Raw genomic sequence first — 17908 nt, forward strand, 5'->3', positions numbered from 1 at the left:
ACGGGAGCATATATCGAGCGACACATGGTTTATGCCGGGGCGGATCGCGATATTTTCACGGATGGAGCGATCGATGAAATCTATCGCTTCGTGAGCGGCTCCGCACGGATGATAAATAAAGTATGCACTCACGGCTTGTTGTACGGTGCGCAGAACAAACATCGAATTATAGACGATCATATGATCAAACGTGTCATCGGGGGAGAATTGTCATGATTCTCCCCGGTTTTTATCCGGATGCGGACAGCTTATCCGACTAATGCTGGACAACTTATGCCGTCATCTGCTGGGCATTATGCGCTAGCAGTAACAACTTGGCCAAGACTTTGGTTGCCATCATTATACATCATTAAAAAGCGGCCAACTCGGTCGCCATTTTTGTATGAAGACTGCGTCATCAATTTCATCATCTCTTGATGTCGGATCATAAATAACATCAATCAGCTTTGCATAATCTGCTTTCATTACCGTCTCCCCTTGAACATCATTGCCCGTTAGCGTGAAAGCCGCTCGGCAGCCTCCAAAATGTGTTGATTAAACTATCGTTCTCCAATAGTTTAATTAGAAAGTCAAATTTCAATTTCCTTTCAAATCTTCAATTTCAAAATTCATTTTCCCATCTCTATACTTGGCATAGGGGTCATCTCTTTCACCGATTAGCAATTTTCCCTCAAAAATATCGGCTACTTCATTCCATTCGAATTTCTGCCCATTCTGCTCTACCTTGAGTTTGATATGATGCCAAAATGAGTGCCCGTCTTCATACTCAACTTCTATAATTTCAAAACCCTTTAATTCATAATTTTGTTCCTTCAAGAAATTTATTTTCTTCAAATAGAACGCCTTAGCCTCTTTATGAGATAATGTAGTTCCTTCTGTATAATGACCAGCATCATAATCATATAGCTGTAACTGTTCAAACGCTTTTTCATAATCTTCATTTATAATGGCTTGATAATAATCTTTGATAATACCTTCCGCTATCTGTTCTTCGGTGAAATTACATCCTGTTAACATAAAACCTAATGTGGAAATCAACATAATTAGAAATGGTTTCTTCATGTTATCCCCCTAATTAGCCTTGTTTTTTTCTAATTTAACACACTTCTCCACATAACTGCCCGTTACTTCAACAAACGAAAAAGGAGCTGGCCGTCTGGCAAGCTCCCCGCTATCGTCTCCCGTTAGTTTTAATCATTGTTCATTTTTATTAACCACTAATCAGCTTGAAAGATGCGTTAATATAAACAGATTGTTTCCAATTGTTAAAGATACTGTCCTATTAGGCAATTGTAATGTTTCATTGTTCTGGAATGGTTCAATTCATTCTTTATTCACTTTGAATAGTTTAGCACCATAATTACTGCTGTAAGAAATGTTGCCATTTATGATGCTAAACATCATGAACCCTTTTTCTGCATGGCTGTATTTTTTGAATGAGCTGATATTGTTCACTTCAAAAGTATTTACAATGTCTTTAAAAAGTTGAATCGAGTTTATCAAATTTTTCAATCTTGCCATTGTTAATGAAATGTGTGAATTCATCAGATTCACCTTGATATGTAACTGTGTATCCAATACCACTCGACTTATCAATTAAATCCAAAGTAAGGTTCTCTATCAGAGAATTATTCCAACTAATTAGTAATTCAAGCAAACCAAGATTATCTGTATCAGTATCAATCTTCTGAGATATCTTGTAAAACACATCATTCCAGGAGACATGTTCTACATCATTCATAAAAATCTTCTCGCGATCATCCGTGCTACATGAGGTTTGAATCAGCAATATGATGCTAATAAAAACGGATAAAATGCACTTTCTCATGGTGATTACCCCTTATGATTCTATTTACATATATACCCATATTAAGAAGCTATTGATTGATAAAAAGTTGCGCTAACCTGCCCGTTTAGGGAACTTTCTGTGACTACTCTACATGCAAAGCCAATTTAAATCGATGTTAAATTGCTTTCTAAGTTGAATTAGTGTATCTGCAGATGGTTTCGTTTTATCCTGCTCGATCTCACTCAATCTCCCCTGTGATATCCCAATTTTCTCTGAAAAATCAATTTGGTTCATTTTATGCCTTTTCCTAATACCCTTCACCTTAATACCGATTGACTCCATCTAATACACCTCACTAATAAAAATGGTCGTTCTGAAAATGACTTTTCAGAACGACCTAGGATGTACTTGCTTTTTTTAATTGGACCAAGACTTTACTGTATAGATTCAAGAAACAAATTTGAGTAACTAACTTTATTCCCCAGTTACTATCTTCTTTTACAGTTACAGGCTTCTTTTTTCAGTTACAAGGTATTTTTAACGCATTCACAAAGACGCTACCTATTCTTACTCCTTACTCAACCGTCACACTCTTAGCCAGGTTACGCGGTTTATCCACGTCATGGCCGAGCGCGAGCGAAGCATAGTAGGACAGCAGCTGCAGCGGAACAACCGAGAGAGCAGGTGTCAGTAGCGGCAGTGTACGAGGGATAGCGAACTGGCGGTCCGTCGACTTGGCCACTTCTGCCTCGTGACCCTCGTTGATGATTCCAAGGACATCGGCTCCGCGAGCCTTCACTTCTTTAATGTTGCTAAGTGTTTTCTCGTACAGACCCTCTTGCGTGATCAACGCGATGACTGGAATGCCTTCTTCGATCAGCGCCAGTGTACCATGTTTTAGTTCGCCCGCAGGATACGCTTCGGAATGAATATAGGAGATCTCTTTAAGCTTCAGCGAACCTTCCATAGCGACCGCATAATCGAGCCCGCGGCCGATGAAGAACAAGCTGTCATGCTTGGAGATGGACTCCGCCACTCCTTTGATGACCTCAGCCTGCGCAAGGATTTTCTCCACTTGCTCCGGCAGAGCCTGCATGGCCGCCAAAATATTAGCCACCGTTGCTTCATCTTGCGTGCCATTCGTCTGTGCCCAGTAGAGGCCAAACAGATAGAAAGCGATGAGCTGTGAGGAATAAGCCTTGGTAGAGGCTACCGCAATTTCCGGACCTGCCAGCGTTATGATAACATCATCCGCCTCGCGGGCAACCGAGCTGCCGACGACATTGGTGATGGCAAGCACATGTGCGCCGTTACGCTGCGCTTCACGAAGTGCCGCCAAAGTATCTGCAGTCTCGCCGGACTGGCTGACTACGATAACCAAAGTGTCCGGTGTGATGATCGGCGAACGGTAACGATATTCCGATGCGACATCCGTCTCTACCGGAATGCGAACCAGATTCTCAATGATCGATTTGCCTACAAGACCGGCATGATACGCAGTGCCGCAAGCGACGATGTGTACGCGGTTGATGCCGCGAAGCTTCTCCGCGCTAATCTTGAGTTCCGGCAGAACAACCGAACGGCCATCTTCGCTGATCCGACCCAACATCGTGTCGTGATAAGCTTTTGGCTGCTCATGAATTTCCTTCAGCATAAAGTGGTCGAAGCCGCCTTTTTCAGCGGTCATGATATCCCAATCTACATGGAATACTTCTTTGGCGATGAAGTTGCCTTCGATGGTCATCAACTCTACGGCGTCGCGAGTGAGAACCGCCATTTCCCCATCGTTGAGAATATAAATATCGCGAGTGTGCTCCAGGATCGCCGGAATGTCGGAGGCGATGAACTTCTCTCCTTCGCCGATACCAATGATCAGCGGACTCGCGAAACGCACAGCAACAAGACGATCCGGCTCATGCTCCGTCAGTACCCCGAGTGCAAAGGCGCCGCGCATTTTTTTCACCGCACGCTGCACCGCTTTTACAATGTCCCCATCATACTCGACGGCAATAAGGTGGGAAATGACTTCCGTATCCGTCTCAGACAAGAAACGATGGCCTGCCAGCATCAGTTCTTCTTTCAAATCCAGGTAATTCTCAATAATACCGTTGTGCACGACGGAAAACTTCAAAGAATTGTCCGTGTGAGGATGCGAGTTCACATCCGAAGGTTTGCCGTGCGTAGCCCAGCGTGTGTGTCCGATCCCGACGGTTCCGCGCAGCGGATCTCCGCTCAGCCGATTCTCGAGATTGGCCAAACGGCCGACCGTCTTCGTTACTTCAAGGCCTTCCTCCGTGAACACGGCAATTCCTGCCGAGTCATAGCCGCGATACTCCAGCTTTTTGAGCCCTTCCAACAAAATGGGCTGTGATTCACGATTTCCGATATAACCAACGATTCCACACATATCTATATAAGCCTCCGATTCGGGTTCACGTCCTCCCGGAACCGCAACGAAGCCAAACAAGCGGCACAAGCCGTATTCAAATAAGGGTCAAGCGTTGCTGCCCAAACATCCAACGACATGTCCGCTGAAGGGCCTGTTTCGGTCCGCCGGACATCTCCAATTATTTTGATTGATATCGTATCGGAATATTGTCCGCCTGGTTGCCCTAAGCGTTTTGTCTTCCGACTGTCGGCTCCGATCATGAGCCGGGAGGTCCCCGCCGAACGTTCCGAACACCTCCACCTCGTCAACTTGCCATCTTTTCCGTATCGACAAGTTCTGGCGCTTTTGTTGCTTTTTGCTATGCTGCCCTGCCTTTCTATTTCAGAATACATTCCTCTATCTTATTCCTTTTCACAGATGCATGCAACCGTTGGAAAGTATTTCAGTTATTTCCCGGGAAACGACAAATTCCGAGGCCGATAACGAACATTAAGTAATAAATTATCCGCTAAAAGGCGCACTTTGTCATACATATACCCATTTACATCTGAATAATTCCTCCTATTTTTAATTGAAATTTGAAAAAATACTTCAAAATCATTGGCGTTATGCTATCATTTAAACAATTCTCGTCGTTTTGATTGGAGGTGTAATCAAGTCAGGCATCCTGGGATTGTACATAAAGGGAAATTTAAAACCAATTGAAAAGGAGCCACTTTATGAAAAAGGTGAGCAGCATTCTCTTCGCGGTTTTATTATTCACTTTTTCAGTAGTTCCCGCTTCCGCTAACGGCAGTGACCAGTCCAGAGAGAACATGATGGAAAACGTCACAAATAATAAAAACATGAAGGCAAGAATATTATGGTACGACTTATCGGCAAATATTCCTTATCTGAATACAAAGGAAAAAGTAGCGGATATTGTAGGTAAAACAGCTCGAGCTAACATCGATACGATCATAGTGGACATCAAAAACTCCACAGGCTTTGTCGCCTATAAAAGCGCATTAGCCCCTCACGCGAGCACCTCTCAGAAGATTCCCGTATTTCAAGGTTATCCGGCCGATTATGATTTGCTGCAAACGGTAATCGAAGAAGCGCACAGTCACGGTATAAAAGTTCACGCAGCGTTGAATGTCTTCTCGGAAGGCAGCACGACTTATAAAGAAGGCCCGGCATATACGCATCCGGAATGGCAGTCGGTCATTTATCAAGGAATCCGGCTTGCCAAAGCGGCCAACGGCAATACCTTTGAGATTACCGGCACGAATACGACACGTCTCACGGACTATCTCGTTCTTTATACACCCGATAAATATAAAGTGTCCCCAGCTAACCGCTTTGGCGCGGAAATTCAAGTTGTCGACAATGTCGTGACTCAGGTTTCGGATCGGAATACGACCGGTGCGGCTGCACTGCAAGTTCCCGATAATGGATATGTGTTGTCCGGTCACGGAAAAGCCAGAACTTGGCTCCTGAACAATGTAAAGGTCGGCGATACGATGGACATAAGTGCGTCCGACACCAAACTGCGTCCGGCTTCGCAAGCGCCGGGACAATCCACATTCGTTAACCCTATTCGCGAAGATGTGCAGCAATATGAGCTCGGGATCATCAGAGAGCTGGTCGAAAACTACGAGGTGGATGGCATTGTGTTAGACCGCGCCCGGTACAACAACATCTATGCTGATTTCAGCGAACTGAGCCGGGAAAAATTTGAAGAGTACATCGGCCAGAAGGTCGCCAACTTTCCGCAAGATATTTTCTCAATTGAGTTCGACGAGAAAGGGGAAAAAATGACTCAAGGTCCGCTGTATAAGAAATGGATTGAATGGCGGGCAGGCAACATCCAGGACTTCTTCAGAAAAGCTGAAAATTTGATACACGCTACTGATGAAGATGTATTTTTCAGCACTTATGTAGGCGCATGGTATGCCGATTACTACAGCGAAGGTGTGAACTGGGCCAGCAAGACGCATATGCCGAATTTCGACTGGACCAGCGAGGATTATCATAAAACCGGGTATGCGGAATTGTTGGATTTCATTATGACGGGCACCTATTTTGAAGAGGTCACCAAGGAAGAGGCAATGGCAAAAGGCAACCCGATCGATCACAGTGTCGAAGGCTCGGCAGAGGTCGCTATGGACGCTGTCAATGGTGCTACTTTCGTATATGGCAGCTTGTATCTGAATCAATATTCCGGCAAACCGGAACAGTTCCGTAATGCAATCCGGATGGATCTGGAAAAAACGAATGGAATTATGCTTTTTGACTTGGTGTATTTGGAATGGTTCGATTGGTGGCATATCGTCGAGGAAGAATTTGCAGAACCGTCTACGGCTCCTCATCATGTTCCCGGGTTCGTAAAGCAGCTGAGAAGCGAACAATAAAAGGTATAGATTTGAACCGTCCTGTTGAGGATAAAGCCGACGAACTAATACTCCATGAGGAGGAAAATCGGATGGCTGAAAGGTCAATATTGGCGTATTTCAACACTCCCGACCAAGCAAAAAAGGCATTGAATCAGCTGCAGCAGCTAAAGCTTGTTGATGCGAAAATCGACCGGTTTAACGGGGTGCCTAACGATGGACCGGATTTCAATGGACCTGAGACGACAGATATTCCGACCATGGGATCAGCATTGGCCGATGTTCCCACCATGGGGCCGGCAGTCGGAGGCAATGATCTGGGCCCTCCGGGGCGCGACGCCGGAGAAGTTACAGCGGTGCTCGGTGTCAATGAAGAACCTGGAGGAGTCGCACCCGGCTGGTCAGGCGGCAGAGATATTCTGCTGACGGCGATCGTCCAGGAAGAGGATTACGATCATGCAATGAACATCGTTCACCGCGCCGGAGCCCTGTAACCATAAAAAATGCGCCGCTCTCAGCATGACCTGAGAAGCGGCGCTTCCTTTTTACACCAGTTCCTTGCTGACCACGTCCGCGATTCTTTCCACCAGACGCTTGATTTCCATTTTGTCGGGCCCTTCAGCCATAACACGGATAAGCGCCTCAGTCCCGGATGGACGAACCAGCACACGGCCATTGTCGCCCAACTCCGCTTCCGCGCCGGCTACGGCTTCGGCTATAGCTTCATTACCCGGGTAACGGGATTTGTCCGCTACTCTTACATTGACCAGTACTTGGGGATATTTACGCATCATTTGTTTGAGCTCGCTTAACTTCTTGCCCGATGCGACCAAAGTGTCGACGAGCTGCAAGCCTGTCAGAATGCCGTCACCGGTTGTATTATAATCCAGGAAAATGACATGTCCGGACTGTTCTCCGCCCAGGTTATACCCCTCGCGAACCATCTCTTCCATCACATAGCGGTCACCGACCGCGGTCTTCGCAGTCTTCAAACCGAGTGTTTCCGCCGCTTTAAAAAACCCGATATTGGCCATGACGGTCGTTACGATCGTGTCTTTTTTCAGCTTGCCGGCACGTCTCATTGCATCCCCGCAGATGCACAGAATATAGTCGCCGTCCACTTCGTCGCCATTCTCATCGATGGCAATCAACCGGTCGGCATCTCCGTCAAATGCGAGGCCTAAATGGGCGCCGTGCTGTATGACTTTCTGCGCCAGCATCTCCGGATGCGTAGAACCGACGCCATCGTTGATGTTCAGGCCGTCCGGCTCCGCCCCGTAGGCAATGATCTCGGCGCCAAGCTGCCGGAATACGTCCGGTGCCAGCTCGTAAGCAGCGCCATGCGCGCAATCGAGCACAAGCTTCAAACCGGCGAACGAATGGTTTACCGTCGTCTTCAAAAATTCAAGATAGCGGAACTTCGCTTCGGCATCGGTGGTCAGCACTCCGATCTCCCCGCCCACCGGCCGCGGCAGCGAATCTTCGTCAGCATCCATCAGCCGTTCAATCTCCAATTCCGTCTCGTCGAGCAGCTTGAACCCGTCGCCGCCGAAGAACTTGATTCCGTTGTCTTCAACCGGATTATGGGAAGCGGAAATCATTACTCCTGCATCCGCACCCAATTCACGCGTTAAATAGGCGACCGCAGGTGTGCTGAGGACCCCAAGCCTTACGACATCCGCGCCGATGGACAATAAACCTGCGATCAGGGCACTCTCAAGCATCGGACCCGAGATCCGGGTGTCGAGCCCGATCACGACTTTAGGTCGCTCTGCGCGTCCTGCCAATACAACGCCGCCGCAGCGGCCGATTTTATAAGCTAACTCAGGCGTCAACCCGCGGTTTGCGACTCCGCGCACTCCGTCTGTACCGAAATATTTTCCCATCTAAATTCCTGCTCCTTCTGTTGCTGTTGATTTACTCTGTTGTTGTGGTATCCGGACTGCTGTCCTGCCCCGCTGGTGCACCGGAGCTGTCTAGCGGAGCATCGGCAGGCACGTCGTCCTCAATCTGTACGGTAATGGAATTCGTACCTCCCGCTTGCTCAATGAAACGCGGCAGGTTCACGATCAGCGGAATGGTATGCGTGCCGGGGCCTTTTCCGCTCAGATCCGCGACCACCCCGACATCGCCCGGCTGCAAGTGATCCAGCATGGACGGAGCGCCCTTGATGGTGATATCCGCCTTGCCTGTCGAGGGCTCACTGATCTTCGCTCTCAATCCGCCCCCCAGACCTTTCAAGGTGATCGGCAGACCTTCCAAGGAACGAGTAGCCGCGAGTACGATATCAACGTCGACTTTGACCTGCTCTGGGGAAATCTGCGTAATTGGCGTAGTGACTTTAAGCGGCACGGCCACATTACCCGATTTCGTTAAGTTATTCACCTGTATGTGCGCTTCGATAAAGTCGATTTTGTCCAGCGCTTGCTGAGGTCCGTAAATAGTAACCTGCTCGACCTCCGGCTTGAATGCCGCGATACTCAGTTCCGCAGGCATCGTGCCCGTAAACCGGAACTGCAAAGGGACTGTCTTGAACGGGTTCGTAATCGGAATATCCACTTCAAGAACCTCCGGATCGATCCTGGCGCCTTCAATAACCTTGCCCGCGCTGTCGTAAGCGGCGAGCTTGACACTTTTGTTCTCTAACGCTTCTTGCGCGCCTTCTATCGAGATATTTGCACCGACTCGGGCAACATCCGGCCACTGATCAGAGGGCAGAGTCACATGCACCCGGTTGCTCGGCTTGATGACAGGCAATCCTGCCTTATATCCCTGAGCCGGATCGCCTTCCGTTCGAATATCCGCCTCGAGTTCCCTTGTCTGTAAGGACTGAATATTGACGTGCACAGTAGTCGGCGACATTTGGACGAACTGGATGCCCCGCGGCAAACTTTCAACTTTTATGTTCAGTGTATGCTCTCCTGCGCCCACCGTTCGCAAATCGATCCGCAGACGGTAATCGCCTTTTGGGGCGGCAAGCAGGTCAGTCGGCGTTCCTTTCACCGTCAAAGCTACGGTTTGCGGTTCCATGTCAAGCAGTATGAAATCCCGCTCGTCTAAGCCATAGGCTTCGACTTTAACTCCTTCGATCGTGTCGGTTTGCCGTAGAGCCGAGACATCACTGGGTGAAGGTTGGTCCTGATCGAAGTGGACGACGGCCCACATCAGTATTCCGAGCGCTAGCGCCACAATCTTAACGGCCGTCGGGTGGTGCAGCCATCTATCCATGGCTGTCACCTTCTTTCCGTTTCCAGAATGCTTTCCACTCGTTATTCTTGTTTTTGAACTGTGGACGCAGCTCCTCGAACAGCTTCGAGATCAGCGACTCTTCTTTAATGTCCCGTACAACTTGTCCGTTAATCGACAGCGACACTTGTCCGGTCTCTTCCGAGACGACAACGGAAATCGCATCGCATACTTCAGTGACGCCGATGGCTGCACGGTGACGTGTTCCCAGCTCTTTACTTATAAAAGGATTTTCCGACAACGGCAAGTAACAGCCGGCAGCCATAATCTGGTTGCCGCGTATAATCACCGCTCCATCGTGCAGCGGGGTATTCGGAATAAACACGTTGATGAGCAGCTCCGAGCTTAAGTTGGAGTCCATCTTGATCCCTGACTCAATGTAGTCATTAATACCGGTTTCCCGTTCAAATACAATCAGCGCCCCGATTTTGCGGCGCGATAAGTAGTTGACGGACTTCATCACTTCGTTAATCCCGTGGCTTACATCCTGCTCTTCCGGCGTGGAGCGGGTGAATAGCTTTCCTCTTCCGAGCTGCTCAAGAGCCCGTCTGAGTTCGGGCTGGAAGATGATAAGTACGGCGACGACACCCCATGTGAACATCTGGTTCATGAGCCAGTTAAGCGTATAGAGGTTAAGCCATGTGCTGATCGCCCAAGTGAGGACAAGCAGCACGATTCCGCGCAGCAGCTGAACCGCACGCGTCCCTCGTACGAGCAGGATCAAGCGGTATATGATGTAGCTCACTATGAGGATATCTACGATATCTTTGATTGCTGTCGTTAATGTCAGCCCGGCAAAATAGTCCAAGACGCGACCCCCCGTCCCGGCGCTGGATTAGTTATCGGCGAATATTGTCGGTTTACGTTATCTTCTATCTTATTATCTTTCTCTACAATTGCCAAGAAATCCTGTCATACAAAGAAAAAAACCTCTCTGCTGTCCAGAGAGGAGGAGAACTCGATCCGGAACCGGTTATGAGCGGGCAGAGTGATTGCCCCTTGCTGGTTATGAGCCGTAGGCCAATTTGCCGAACCAGGAACTTACCTTGTACCACATCCAGTCAACCGCACGGTCGATCGTTTGCACTTTGCCGGCTATGTGAGCGGTGGAAGCCAGGTTCACGCTTCCGTCTATGACGGTCAAGTTGCCGTCCACATCACCCAGCACCTGTGCGACGCCGTTGGAGACCGTGAGATCCCCGGAAAATGTCTGCCCGGCAGGCACGATTACCTTGTTCCCCTCGACAACGACATGCTCCAGATCCGGCCCTGCGATGGAGAGCTCCTGATCCTGATTCCACATCGTGACGAAGCTTGATAACATAACGACCAGGAACATCGCTGCAGCGGATGCCGCCGGATGGCGGCGTACCCAAGAAGTCCAAGCGGCCGGACGGCGCGACTTCGGCAGCGACTTCATGATCGACTCGGTCATATGTGCGGGAGCCGACGCGGCCGGCATCGCGCGTACAAGCGCATCTGTGCGCTCCAAAGCTTCAAGATGGCCCTGGCATGCCGCGCATTCAGTCAAATGGCTACGCAGTTCTTTGACCTGTTCACGCGACAGTTCCCCATCCAAATAATCATGAATGTATGCGACGGCGTTGTTGCACTTCATATCTGCCATCCCTTTCTTGAGTGGAGACAGTCGCTCCACGAGCATTGCTTCTATACTCTACGTGTTACGGAGCCGGCCGGTTTCATTGTTTTAGCTGAAAATGGGCTTATATCCTATGCTCCAACTTTTTCCGCAAAAATTCGCGCCCGCGGTGAACCCGGGTTTTCACAGTCGTAACGGGCATTTCGAGCACTTCTGAGATCTCCTGGAGGGAGAGGTCCTGAAGATAGCGAAGAACCATGACCGATTTATACTTCACGGGTAAAGTCTCGATCGCTTCATGAATAAGTCTCTGTGTTTCCGAAAGCAGCAGCTCGCTCTCCGGTGTTCGATCGTCGCTTGGCAGCATCGCGTACCCGTCCAGCCCCTCGTGCTCCGAGGACTCCGCATCGAGCGAGTAGACGGCGCGCCTCTTTCTGAGCCGGTCTATGCAAAGATTCGTGGCAATGCGATATATCCATGTGGAAAATTTCTGGTTTTCATCGTAACGATCCAGATTTTTGTATACTCGAAGAAATGTTTCCTGTACGACATCTTCCGCCTCTTGCCGGTTGTTGGTCATCCGATAGGCGAGATGGAACAGCTTGTCTTTATATAAGTCCACGATTTCAGCGAATGCGCGCTGATCCCCTTTGCGGGCCAAGCGCGCAAGACGCGTCTCCACTGGTTTCAAATCCGTGTCTCACCCTCCCTGCCGGCTTTCGGCGGTTTGTGCGGTCTTTTGCTGTGCTGCCATGATCCCTGCCAGAATGAGTGCAATTCCCACTCCCTGCAGCCACGACAAAGGTTCCCCCAGAATGAGGAACGCAGCAACCATCGCAGCAGGCAATTCCATCGCACCGAGCAGCGCCGCCAATCCGCCGCCCACCTTGGGAATACCATAGTTAAAGCAAATAAATGGAAAAGCCGTTCCTAAAAATCCGAGAAGCAGTCCCCAGCCGAAAATCGGCGCGCTTCCGTTCCACTCGAATGCGGTGGGCTTATGAATGATCGTAACGAGAACGAATGAAGCGGTTGCCATCACCGTCGACTTGGCAATCGGGTCCGTATCTACAGGAAGAATGTCGGATAAAAAGAAGAACGACGCATAAGAGACTGCCGCCAGCAGAGCCAGCAGTATGCCCAGACGATCGGCCCGCCCGAAATCCTGCTCAAGGAGTCCGACTGCCAGAATGGTGCCCGCGGCAGTCAATAGAACCGCTATCCATTCGAAACGCCCGGGCCACCGCCGTGTGCGAATGCTTTCTAGCAAGATGGTAATCCACGTAAATTGAAAAAGCAACACAATAGCCAATGAAGCGTCCAGAAGCGTCAAAGCCCGATTCAAAAATATCGTGGTAAGTGACACTCCGACAATGCCGATAATGACCAGTCTGAGCAGCTCTCTCCAACTTAGACGGAGTGCGCCCGAAACTCCGAGGAGCCGGGCAATGCCGAAAGTGAGCCACAACAGCGCCGTCCCCGACGCCACCTGTTGGAACGTCAAATGTTCGGCGTTCCATCCGCTTGCTGCCGCGAGCTTGAAAACCGGCGAGACGATGCCGTAGCTTACGGCGCCCAACAGCACGATAAAAACCGCGAACATCTTGTTTTTTCCGTTCATCGCATAACCCGCTTTCTGCAGGAAAGGGCCCGGGTGAGTGTACCCCGGGCCCCCATAATCCATGTGTCTAATTGTCAGTCCATCAGCCGGTGTTGCGGAGGCCGGCAGCAATTCCGTTGATTGTCAGCAGAACCTCGCGCAGAAGCTCCGCATCGTCACTGCCTTGTGACCGCAGGCTGCGCAATTCCAAGAGCAGCTGGACCTGCAAGTAACTGAGCGGATCCACATACGGGTTGCGCAGGCGGATCGATTCCTGAATGACAGGAGTGTTATCCAGAATATCATCCTGTCCGGTAATTTGAAGAATCATCTGTTTCGTCTTCGTATATTCTTCTTCAATCTGCGAGAAAATACGCGCTCGAATCTCAGCGTCGTTAATCATCGAAGCATATTCCCGAGCGATGATAAGATCGGCTTTCGCCAAAGCCATCTGCAGATTATCGATCAGGGACCGGAAGAACGAATATTCGCGGTACATCGTTCTCAGTGTATCCAATCGTTCTTCTTCGCCGGCAGCATAATGCTGCAGCGCGGTTCCCGCGGCATACCATGCCGGCAGCAAATAACGGCTTTGTGTCCAGGAGAACACCCATGGAATCGCCCGCAAGTCTTCGAACCGCTCGCTGTTCTTGCGCTTCGAGGGACGGGAACCGATATTGAGCTCGCCGATTTCCGGAAGCGGTGTCGACTCCTTGAAGAAGGTGAGGAAATCCGGATCGCGGAAAATCAAATCCTGATATTTGGTCTGCGCGTCCTCCGAGACGGTACGCATGATCTCTTCCCACTTCGTCTCCGAGGCTTTCTCCTGCGACGGATATCGGGCGAGATAGGCAGAGGTCAATAATGCGCTGGTCGCTTGCTCCAAGCTGCGATACGCGATTCCTGTCATGGAATAGCGCGAGGACAACACTTCTCCTTGCTCCGTAATTTTGATGCCTCCGCCGATCGTATGCGGCGGCTGCGCCAGAATACTCCGGTTAAGCGGCATTCCTCCGCGGCCCAACGCTCCTCCGCGACCGTGGAAAAACTTGAGGCGCACGTTGTACTCTTTCGCTGTCCGGGTCAAATCATTAAGTGCGACCCGCAGCTCCCAGTTCGCGGTAACCATGCCCCCGTCCTTGTTGCTGTCGGAATATCCGAGCATGACTTCGTGCACATTGCCCATGCCCGCAACACATTCACGATAGATCGGCAGCTCGAACAACGTCTTCATGATTTCAGGGGCTGCATGTAAGTCATCGATGGTTTCAAACAAAGGTGCCGCCTGTACCGTAGAGATGATCTTGCCGTTGTCATCCCGGCGGAACAACCCGGCTTCCTTGGCGAGTACCATTACTTCAAGCATATCGCTTGCCCCGCGGGTCATGCTGATCAAATACGTGGTGATACAGCTGACGCCGAACTCTTGTTGAGCGCGATAAATGGTACGATAAACGTCCAAGCATTCCTTGGTGGATTCGCTGAGCGGCGTGTTTTCGTTCACCAGCGGCCTCATATCGGCGAGCAGGCGATGCAGCAGCTCGATTTTCTCAGTCTCCGCCAACTCGGCGTAGCCGGCTTGTACACCTGTTTTTGCCAGAATCTCCGTCATTGCGTTTTCGTGTTCCTGACTGTGCTGACGCACATCCAACGAAGCCAAATGGAAGCCGAAAAGCTCCACCTGGCGAATAAACTTTTTGAGATGGGTGTTCGCTACATAATCGGCATAATGGTGGCGCAGACTGCGATCAATTAAAAGCAGATCGTCCATCAGCTCCGCTACAGTATGATAGCGCTGCTTGGTGCCTTTGAACTGTTCTTCCCTCATATTGCGCAGCTTCTGCAGCATATAGGTCAGTTTAACGCGGTACGGCTCTTTGTCGTTGGTCCAAGGTTCCACTGTCCGCAGTTCCACAGCTTCGCTGTCTGCACGGATAGAATCGATAAGTTCGTTCGTCACATCAATGATTGTTGTGCTGAAGCTCATTTGGCCCATCAGAGTCCGGATGATGTTCTCATACTTATAGATGACCAGGTTGCGCTGCATGTTCAGCGTTTTCCACGTCACGTCGGAGGTCACCGACGGATTGCCGTCCCGGTCGCCGCCGATCCACGTTCCAAAACGCAAGTAAGTCGGGACGTGCCACTGCTGCTCAGGGTAAAACTTGCCGAGACAGCGTTCAAACTCATCATATACATCGGGCAATACATCAAATAACGTTTCGTGGAAAAAATACATCCCGTTGCGAACCTCGTCTATTACCGTCGGTTTACGGTCACGCAGCTCGTCGGTCTGCCACAGCGTGAACACTTCATTGAGCAGCTTCTCGCGAAGCTTTTCCCGTTCACGATAGGTAAGAGTCGGGTTGTCCATTTCCATGACTTGATTCGCGATGCGCTTATGAATATCGAGCACGGCACGTCGAGTCGCTTCCGTCGGATGAGCGGTCATCACCAACTCGAGCGAGATATCGTTAATCATATGTTGCAGCTCATCGATCGATAAGTTCTTTTCCTTCAAATCCTGTACGACACTTGCAATCGATCCCGGCTGAACCGCTTCTCCAGTGGAACGCTCGTAGTCCCTTTTGCGGCGAATGCGGTGATTCTGCTCAGCGATATTAACCAGTTGAAAATAGATCGCGAAAGCACGGATCACCTGGTGTCTGATTTCAGGCTCTAAATTTTTAATTGTATTAACAAATTCCTCATACAGCTCAGGGAGAAACTCGGCGCGAAGCGCCTTGCTCATTTCCCTAATTTTCTCTACATGCTCGAGCAGTTCACGGCCGCCCTGATGCACAAGCACTTCGCCCAGAATATTTCCGAGAAAGCGTACATCTCTGCGCAGCAAATGGTTGGACGATGATCGTCCGGCCTCAACTAATTCCGACATCTCTATCACCCCAAACTAAGTATTTCAGCTGAAGTTATCCGCACTGGCGGCATTGATCAGCGGCACATTTGAAAAAAAGTCCTTCCTAACATCATACTACAATGAACGTTGAAAATCTGCATTTTCTGGTTGGAATACTGCGATAACCAGCCTTTTCACCCTTGGTAGATTAAGGTTTCATTTCCTGTTCGCTGTGTGTAATAAGTATGTACAAAGAGATAATTCGGATATTTATACCTAATCTTGACGACAGGAGCGATTATCATGAAAAGGGTAAATCTGAAGCTCAGAGGCTACTTGATGTTGTTAACTAAAGCGGCACTGCTAAAAATGGAACAGAATTAACAGGCCCGATCTCATACAACGCAATGTAAAAAAGGATGCTGCCGCGGATAAATCCCGGTGCATCCTTTTTCTTATTAAACAAAATAAAAATCCCTTATCACAAGGGATCTGACATTTACATTATGGAGCGGGTGATGGGAATCGAACCCACGCTATCAGCTTGGAAGGCTGAAGTTCTACCATTGAACTACACCCGCGTGTAATGAGTGGTCGGGACGACACGATTCGAACATGCGACCCCCTGGTCCCAAACCAGGTGCTCTACCAAGCTGAGCTACGTCCCGACAGTAAATTATACAGTTGTGAAAATGGCGCGCCCTGAGAGATTCGAACTCCCGGCCTTTTGATTCGTAGTCAAACGCTCTATCCAGCTGAGCTAAGGGCGCAAAACAACATGGAGCGGACGAAGGGATTCGAACCCTCGACCCTCGCCTTGGCAAGGCGATGCTCTACCACTGAGCCACGTCCGCATATGATTGTGGTGCGCGTGGAGGGACTTGAACCCCCACGGTTGCCCGCCAGATCCTAAGTCTGGTGCGTCTGCCAATTCCGCCACACGCGCATAGGCCGTACTAACCTTCTTGAAGGTGGTGAGCCATGAAGGACTCGAACCTTCGACACCCTGATTAAAAGTCAGGTGCTCTACCAACTGAGCTAATGGCTCAAGAATGGCTGGGGATCTAGGATTCGAACCTAGGAGTGACGGAGTCAAAGTCCGTTGCCTTACCGCTTGGCTAATCCCCAACGGTAAGCCAATGTAAAGTTAATGGTGGAGGCTGACGGGATCGAACCGCCGACCCTCTGCTTGTAAGGCAGATGCTCTCCCAGCTGAGCTAAGCCTCCGTAGTGGTGACCCGTAGGGGACTCGAACCCCTGTTACCTCCGTGAAAGGGAGGTGTCTTAACCACTTGACCAACGGGCCGTGAATGGTATTGGAAGTGGAGCTCTCAACCGGGATCGAACCGGTGACCTCATCCTTACCATGGATGCACTCTACCTACTGAGCTATGAGAGCATGGCCCCTATACCTTACCTGGCATTGCAAGTGAATCCGGCCCGGCAACGTCCTACTCTCCCAGGACCCTGCGGTCCAAGTACCATCGGCGCTGGAGGTCTTAACGGTCGTGTTCGGTATGGGAACGCGTGGAACCCCTCCGCCATTATTACCAGACCAGATCTTGCACAACGAATCCGATCATATCACGAATTCGCCGTTCATGTACAGTGGCAATTGCTGCCACCAACTGTGCGATGAAATCGTCACAGTTCGCATGACTGCAGGCAGTATTGCTGTGCAATACGTTGCAGACTTGCGATGTAAACAAGGCTTGCGCCTTGAAAACCGGATGCGAAACAAAGCGGGTGAAACCATCATCGAATCTGTGAATTTAGGATAAGCCCTCGACCGATTAGTACTCGTCAGCTGCACACGTTGCCGCGCTTCCACCCCGAGCCTATCAACCTGGTGTTCTTCCAGGGGTCTTACGAATTGGGAAATCTCATCTTGAGGCAGGCTTCGCGCTTAGATGCTTTCAGCGCTTATCCCTTCCGCACTTGGCTACCCAGCGATGCTCCTGGCGGAACAACTGGTACACCAGCGGTGCGTCCATCCCGGTCCTCTCGTACTAAGGACAGCCCCTCTCAAATTTCCTACGCCCGCGACAGATAGGG

Annotated in this window: 15 protein-coding genes, 10 tRNA genes, 2 rRNA genes and 1 pseudogene; 3 read left to right on the top strand and 25 right to left on the bottom strand. The window is 49.9% G+C overall.

What is annotated here, in order from left to right; translation table 11 throughout:
- Positions 1–216: pseudogene (locus tag SD71_RS08080) on the top strand (AAA family ATPase); the annotation flags it as partial.
- 123 nt (positions 217–339) lie between these two features.
- Here SD71_RS08080 and SD71_RS25535 read toward each other — a convergent pair.
- The 5 genes from SD71_RS25535 to glmS all read right to left on the bottom strand — a co-directional run bounded on the left by SD71_RS25535 (position 340) and on the right by glmS (position 4196).
- Positions 340–465 carry a hypothetical protein gene (locus SD71_RS25535; RefSeq protein ID WP_268747723.1) on the bottom strand — a complete coding sequence of 42 codons (126 nt, stop codon included), beginning with the start codon at positions 463–465 and terminating at the stop codon, positions 340–342.
- A gap of 111 nt (positions 466–576) precedes the next feature.
- Complete coding sequence (locus SD71_RS08085) at positions 577–1062, bottom strand: hypothetical protein (protein WP_041061946.1); 486 nt, start codon at positions 1060–1062, stop codon at positions 577–579.
- Between the two features lie 415 nt (positions 1063–1477).
- Positions 1478–1828: a hypothetical protein gene (locus SD71_RS08090; RefSeq protein WP_041061947.1), complete on the bottom strand. Its 351-nt coding sequence runs from the start codon at positions 1826–1828 to the stop codon at positions 1478–1480.
- A gap of 108 nt (positions 1829–1936) precedes the next feature.
- Complete coding sequence (locus tag SD71_RS26170; protein ID WP_041061959.1) at positions 1937–2131, bottom strand: helix-turn-helix domain-containing protein; 195 nt, start codon at positions 2129–2131, stop codon at positions 1937–1939.
- A 232-nt stretch (positions 2132–2363) separates the two neighbouring features.
- Positions 2364–4196 carry a glutamine--fructose-6-phosphate transaminase (isomerizing) gene (glmS, locus tag SD71_RS08100; protein ID WP_041061948.1) on the bottom strand — a complete coding sequence of 611 codons (1833 nt, stop codon included), beginning with the start codon at positions 4194–4196 and terminating at the stop codon, positions 2364–2366.
- 701 nt (positions 4197–4897) lie between these two features.
- Here glmS and SD71_RS22100 point away from each other — a divergent pair.
- Together SD71_RS22100 and SD71_RS22105 are read left to right on the top strand one after the other, a co-directional pair.
- The gene (locus SD71_RS22100) at positions 4898–6571 is read left to right on the top strand and encodes an alpha amylase family protein (protein WP_052476078.1); all 1674 of its coding nucleotides are present in this window, start codon (positions 4898–4900) and stop codon (positions 6569–6571) included.
- Between the two features lie 71 nt (positions 6572–6642).
- A complete protein-coding gene (locus SD71_RS22105) occupies positions 6643–7044 on the top strand; it encodes a hypothetical protein (RefSeq protein WP_052476079.1) in 402 nt (133 codons plus the stop codon).
- Between the two features lie 51 nt (positions 7045–7095).
- On the opposite strand, the gene glmM is transcribed toward SD71_RS22105, so the two are convergent.
- The 20 genes from glmM to SD71_RS08210 all read right to left on the bottom strand — a co-directional run.
- Positions 7096–8436: a phosphoglucosamine mutase gene (gene glmM, locus SD71_RS08120; protein ID WP_041061952.1), complete on the bottom strand. Its 1341-nt coding sequence runs from the start codon at positions 8434–8436 to the stop codon at positions 7096–7098.
- A 31-nt stretch (positions 8437–8467) separates the two neighbouring features.
- Complete coding sequence (locus SD71_RS08125; RefSeq protein ID WP_052476080.1) at positions 8468–9778, bottom strand: CdaR family protein; 1311 nt, start codon at positions 9776–9778, stop codon at positions 8468–8470.
- Entirely contained in the window at positions 9771–10604 is an 834-nt protein-coding gene (cdaA, locus tag SD71_RS08130; protein ID WP_041061953.1) for a diadenylate cyclase CdaA, read from the bottom strand. Before cdaA ends, SD71_RS08125 begins: the two co-directional genes overlap by 8 nt.
- 198 nt (positions 10605–10802) lie before the next feature.
- On the bottom strand, positions 10803–11414 hold the full coding sequence (locus SD71_RS08135) for a zf-HC2 domain-containing protein (protein WP_041061965.1): 612 nt from the start codon (positions 11412–11414) through the stop codon (positions 10803–10805).
- 106 nt (positions 11415–11520) lie between these two features.
- Positions 11521–12087 (bottom strand): RNA polymerase sigma factor SigW, encoded by a 567-nt coding sequence (gene sigW, locus SD71_RS08140; protein WP_041061954.1) that lies wholly within the window; start codon positions 12085–12087, stop codon positions 11521–11523.
- A 9-nt stretch (positions 12088–12096) separates the two neighbouring features.
- Positions 12097–13017, bottom strand: a complete 921-nt coding sequence (locus tag SD71_RS08145) for an EamA family transporter (RefSeq protein ID WP_041061956.1) — start codon at positions 13015–13017, stop codon at positions 12097–12099.
- An 82-nt stretch (positions 13018–13099) separates the two neighbouring features.
- Positions 13100–15892: a phosphoenolpyruvate carboxylase gene (gene ppc / locus SD71_RS08150; RefSeq protein ID WP_041061957.1), complete on the bottom strand. Its 2793-nt coding sequence runs from the start codon at positions 15890–15892 to the stop codon at positions 13100–13102.
- Between the two features lie 468 nt (positions 15893–16360).
- Positions 16361–16434, bottom strand: a tRNA-Gly gene (locus tag SD71_RS08155).
- A gap of 10 nt (positions 16435–16444) precedes the next feature.
- Positions 16445–16521: transfer RNA gene (locus SD71_RS08160), tRNA-Pro, on the bottom strand.
- 25 nt (positions 16522–16546) lie between these two features.
- Positions 16547–16623: transfer RNA gene (locus SD71_RS08165), tRNA-Arg, on the bottom strand.
- Between the two features lie 9 nt (positions 16624–16632).
- Positions 16633–16707 (bottom strand) — tRNA-Gly (locus tag SD71_RS08170).
- Positions 16708–16716: 9 nt separating this feature from the next.
- Positions 16717–16799 (bottom strand) — tRNA-Leu (locus SD71_RS08175).
- 26 nt (positions 16800–16825) lie between these two features.
- Positions 16826–16901 (bottom strand) — tRNA-Lys (locus SD71_RS08180).
- Positions 16902–16906: 5 nt separating this feature from the next.
- Positions 16907–16981 (bottom strand) — tRNA-Gln (locus SD71_RS08185).
- A 23-nt stretch (positions 16982–17004) separates the two neighbouring features.
- A tRNA-Val gene (locus SD71_RS08190) sits at positions 17005–17080 on the bottom strand.
- A 4-nt stretch (positions 17081–17084) separates the two neighbouring features.
- A tRNA-Glu gene (locus SD71_RS08195) sits at positions 17085–17159 on the bottom strand.
- A 17-nt stretch (positions 17160–17176) separates the two neighbouring features.
- Positions 17177–17252, bottom strand: a tRNA-Thr gene (locus SD71_RS08200).
- Positions 17253–17291: 39 nt separating this feature from the next.
- Positions 17292–17408, bottom strand: a 5S ribosomal RNA gene (rrf, locus tag SD71_RS08205).
- A complete protein-coding gene (locus SD71_RS23920) occupies positions 17401–17562 on the bottom strand; it encodes a hypothetical protein (protein ID WP_161793360.1) in 162 nt (53 codons plus the stop codon). Before SD71_RS23920 ends, rrf begins: the two co-directional genes overlap by 8 nt.
- A 64-nt stretch (positions 17563–17626) precedes the next feature.
- Positions 17627–17908: ribosomal RNA gene (locus SD71_RS08210) — 23S ribosomal RNA — on the bottom strand; the annotation flags it as partial.

It is taken from the genome of Cohnella kolymensis (assembly GCF_000829465.1).
GTDB lineage: Bacteria > Bacillota > Bacilli > Paenibacillales > Paenibacillaceae > Cohnella > Cohnella kolymensis.